General features: G+C 67.6%; 5 protein-coding genes. 3 read left to right on the top strand and 2 right to left on the bottom strand.

Annotated features, from left to right (window positions below):
• Positions 1–24 precede the first annotated feature (24 nt).
• The 3 genes from AB0I11_RS34210 (at position 25) to AB0I11_RS34200 (ending at position 1540) form a co-directional block, all read left to right on the top strand.
• On the top strand, positions 25–414 hold the full coding sequence (locus AB0I11_RS34210) for a DUF4162 domain-containing protein (RefSeq protein ID WP_357330067.1): 390 nt from the start codon (positions 25–27) through the stop codon (positions 412–414).
• 82 nt (positions 415–496) lie between these two features.
• The gene (locus tag AB0I11_RS34205; protein WP_357330069.1) at positions 497–1246 is read left to right on the top strand and encodes an ABC transporter permease; all 750 of its coding nucleotides are present in this window, start codon (positions 497–499) and stop codon (positions 1244–1246) included.
• A gap of 120 nt (positions 1247–1366) precedes the next feature.
• The gene (locus AB0I11_RS34200) at positions 1367–1540 is read left to right on the top strand and encodes a hypothetical protein (RefSeq protein ID WP_357330065.1); all 174 of its coding nucleotides are present in this window, start codon (positions 1367–1369) and stop codon (positions 1538–1540) included.
• Between the two features lie 62 nt (positions 1541–1602).
• Here AB0I11_RS34200 and AB0I11_RS34195 read toward each other — a convergent pair whose 3' ends face one another.
• Both AB0I11_RS34195 and AB0I11_RS34190 read right to left on the bottom strand, forming a co-directional pair.
• Entirely contained in the window at positions 1603–1983 is a 381-nt protein-coding gene (locus tag AB0I11_RS34195) for a hypothetical protein (RefSeq protein ID WP_357330063.1), read from the bottom strand.
• Between the two features lie 1326 nt (positions 1984–3309).
• A complete protein-coding gene (locus AB0I11_RS34190; RefSeq protein WP_357330061.1) occupies positions 3310–3609 on the bottom strand; it encodes a hypothetical protein in 300 nt (99 codons plus the stop codon).
• Positions 3610–3872 lie beyond the last annotated feature (263 nt).

The raw sequence follows: 3872 nt of genomic DNA, 5'->3' as shown, positions 1-3872 counted from the left end.
AACTCGACACTCAGATGATCACCGATGGGCTGCGAGCCCTTCACATCCGGGTCACCGCCAGCCGCGAACCCCGCTCAAGTTCGAAGAGCCGTCATCGCGCGGGGCACGGCGACGGAGCTCAAGGCACTCGTGGGCCGACAGACCATCGCGGTGCAGCCCAGAGACCCCCGGAGGCTCGCCGAGGTCGAGAGAATCATCAGCGAGGTCGCCGGGCGTAAGGCCGAGCCGCGCGGCCGTGACGTGGTCACGGTGCAGGTCGATGGTGACACGGCGTTCGCTGAGGTCGTCCGCCGGCTGGAAGCCGGCGGGATCGGCGTTACCGAGCTCGGCTTGCGATTACCCAGCCTCGACGAGGTGTTCTACACGCTCACGGGCAACAGCGCCGAACGGCGCGACGCCGAGGAGGCGGCATGAACGACGCGGCGATACAGGCCCCGGAAGCGGGTGCCCGCCGAATGGGCCACGGGGGGCGCTCACCAAGCGACGATTCGCTCTCCTGCGGCACAGCCTCGCGCTCGCTCGACGCAACCTCGTCAAGATCAAGCGGAACCCGATCAGCATAAGCGATGCCGTGATCGCCCCCGTCACGTTCCTGGCGATCTTCGTCTACATGTTCGGCGGGGCCGTCTCGGGCTCGACCCATGCCTATTTGCAGCGCACGCTTCCGGCGATCCTCGTCCTGGCATCAATCATGGCCGGAATGATCGCGACCGGGGTGAACCTGTCCATCGACATCAGGAAGGGCATCTTCGATCGCTTTCGGAGCCTGCCGATCAGCCGCTCCGCTCCCCTGATCGGGTCGGTGCTGGCCGATATCATCCGCTACATCGTGGCGATCGCGACGGTACTGACCTTCGGGTATCTGATCGGCTTCCGCATCCAGACCAGCCCGTTCTCCGCTCTGGCAGCCGTCGTCCTGACCATCGCGTTCGGCATGAGTCTGAGCTGGCTCTGGGTGCTCCTCGGCCTGCTCGTCAAGGAGACGGCGGTCGTGCAGTCGATAGTCGCCCTAAGCATCTTTCCGCTCGCCTTCGGCATGGATATGGTCGCCCCCACCGACACCTTGCCGAACTGGCTCCAGGCGTGGGTGAGGATCAACCCGGTCGAGGCAACCATGGCCGCGTGCCGTGGCCTCCTCATCGGCGGTGAAGCCGGCCGCCATGTGGCCGTCTCTCTGCTGTGGTCGGTCGGTCTAGTGGTCGTGTTCGCTCCGCTGGCAGTTGTGGCGTACCGGCGTCGCACCTGAGTCGCCGGGCTCCGTTGCGTCCGCAACCCGAGCGACCGGCTCCAGCGCCTCGCCGAGGAACTCGTCGACCTGGCACCCCCGCGGCCACGGCAACTCTCACCACACCATCTCGGGTTCGCGGTGCCGCTGCTCCTGCGCACGAGCAGCGCGGACAGCCGGGAACTGCGGCTCATCACGATACTCACCCACTTCGGCACCGCCACCGACGTCACCGTCGCCGAACTGCGGCTGGAAGCATTCCTACCTGGCGACGAAGCGACCAGCGCCGCCCTGACCCAGCTCGTTACGTGGTGAACACCATCCGCTCACGCCGTCGTCCGACGTGACGGGGGCGGGCGCCACCGACGTAGAGACATTCAACGACTGTCAACTCCCCGCCGTGGATCTGGCCCGGTTGCGCCCGGAGGGTCGACCTCGACGAAGCCGAACAGTCGTTCGATCAGTTGTAGTGCTTGGGTGCGGTAGCGGTCTGCGAAGCCGCGACAGATTGCTGGCTTGACCCCTGGCTGCCGGTAGTGGGGCAGCGTGTCATGGCAGACGATGAAGGATTCGCGCTGGCGGGCTTCGCTGACGAGGTCGCGTAGTCGGCCGGGGGCGAGGTGCATCGGGTTGCCGGGATTGAAGATGCAGGTGTCGCACTGCCGTGACAACAGCCGTGACTTGCCGAGGGCCCGGTCGCCGACGCTGATGTCAGCGTCGCTGTCGCCCTCTCCAGACGGTTCCCTAGTGCCTTCCATAACGTCTCCCTCACAGGGTGGTGAGGCGTCGCCGCAGGGCGGCGCCCCGTGGATATGTCTGGGATTTCAGGCCTCAGAGCCGGTGGAGGATCGGCTGCAACGACTGGGCAGGGCCTGGGCTCTGCACGCACACCTCGCGGTGCCCGAAGATGATCAACCCTCCTGTGTACGACGGGCCACGCGGGCGCGTGGACCGCCCTGTCGGCCGTGCTTCAGCCCATGCGCGATCCTCGGTAACCGCCTCCGCCGGACGTCGCTGGCGGGTTCACTGTCGGCAAGGCGGCACGCGGTGCGGCGGTCCGTTGCGGGCGGGCCGGAACCACCCGACGAATCGGCCCGCTGAGAGGCTTGCCCGCGTCTGGACGCGGTTGGGCAGGGCGGCCCGCGTCGCCGCCTAGCGGGGCACGGTGGGCGTGCTGTGCCGGCGGGCAGGGGTGGGCCAGGCCGACACACCGCGGGTTGGTGCAGCGGCCGGTCTGGTCGGTGAGCGGCGATGACGTCGGCAGCGAGCGACTGCAACGGCACGTCAGCGACGATGCGCGGCACGGGATGGCGGAGCGGCAGCTGCACGGCTGGTTGTGTCCTTCGCGGCGGGTCGGCTCATGGGCCGCCGCCGATGGCCAGCGGCGTGGGGTGCCGCTGCCGGGTTCGCCGGGGGCGGCGGCTAGCGCAGTGACGCTCGACTTCTCGCCTCGCTCAAGTCGTCACCTGCTCGACAGCGGCGGAGTCATCGCGGCGGATGAGGCTACAGTCCGATGCCGGGCTCGGCGGTCGTGTCGGTAGTCATCGAGGCGGCTGTCGTGGGCGGGTCGGCCACAGTGCCGCCACCGCGTCGGTGCGGCCGTTTCAAGATCAGCGCCGCCTCGGCGGTGGGCGGCGGTGTGGCGATGCGTGGCGAGGCGGCAGGTGCAGCGGTTACACAGTGGGCGGCCGGGTGTGCCAAGCCGGGCGACGATCAGGCTTCGGGCGCCGGCGCGAGCTCCAGGCCGGCTTGGGTGCCGTCGTCGGGGACCGGGCGTTGATCGGGCCCTTGGTGCCGTCGAGGTAGCGGCACAGGTGACCGTAGGAACCCATCCTCCGCAGGCGTACTCGCATGATGGACAGCCAGGTGCAGCTGAACGTGCACAGCGTCGTGCGAATGGCGGAGGCATGCAGGAGCCTTCATACATCCGCCCGCGACCCGGCCAGCGGTTTCAGCGGGACCCACAGGAATGGGCGGGCGGTCATCGTGACGTTCCGTTACCAGCGAGCCGGCATCGACCGAATGGCGCATCCGCTTCTGCCGAGATCAGTGCGCATGCCACTGCCGCCCCGATCCCGCCAAGCTCAGGCCAGCTCACCAGCGCGCCTCATCGCGATGCCGACATTAACCGCCGAGAAGTCCTTCGCCAGGGCGTCAACATCCTCGATTTGCTCCCATCGAACCAGTTGGTTGCTCGGACCGATCTCGAAGAGAAGACACTGCGGAGCGGCAGTGATGAACACGCCGTACTGGCTGTTGTCCTCCCCTCCGATCAGCCCGGCCAGGAGGACCTCCGACGCATGCAGGCCACGGGCCACCAGCAAGTTGCGGAGACGCGAACCACAATGCGCTACGACCGCGCACGCAAGAACCTCGACGGGCACCCCAACTACGTCCTGGCCGCGTACATGGCCTCCGGGACGTAGCCAGCGCTCGCGGCTTTGCCGAGAAGAGTGCATGCCCCGGGTGTGCGGATCGTCCTGTCGGTCTGCGGTAATCCGTGCGACCTTGATGGTGAAGATGGGTCGTGCCGGGCGGTCCGAGGCGGCCCTGGCCTAGACGAGTAAGTCCTAACTCAAGGCGGGGCTGCGGACGCAGCGAAGGGTGTTGATGATCCGTTTGTGACGACAGACATCAACACCCTTCT

The sequence above is a fragment of the Micromonospora sp. NPDC050495 genome (assembly GCF_040655175.1).
In the GTDB taxonomy this organism is placed as follows: Bacteria; Actinomycetota; Actinomycetes; order Mycobacteriales; family Micromonosporaceae; genus Micromonospora.
This window is presented reverse-complemented; position numbering and strand designations above follow the sequence as displayed.

Excerpts from the sequence above, each read along its gene's own strand:
- AB0I11_RS34195 (WP_357330063.1), bottom strand. The coding sequence starts at position 1,983 with ATGGAAGGCACTAGGGAACCGTCTGGAGAGGGCGACAGCGACGCTGAC.
- AB0I11_RS34210 (WP_357330067.1), top strand. The coding sequence starts at position 25 with ATGGGCTGCGAGCCCTTCACATCCGGGTCACCGCCAGCCGCGAACCCC.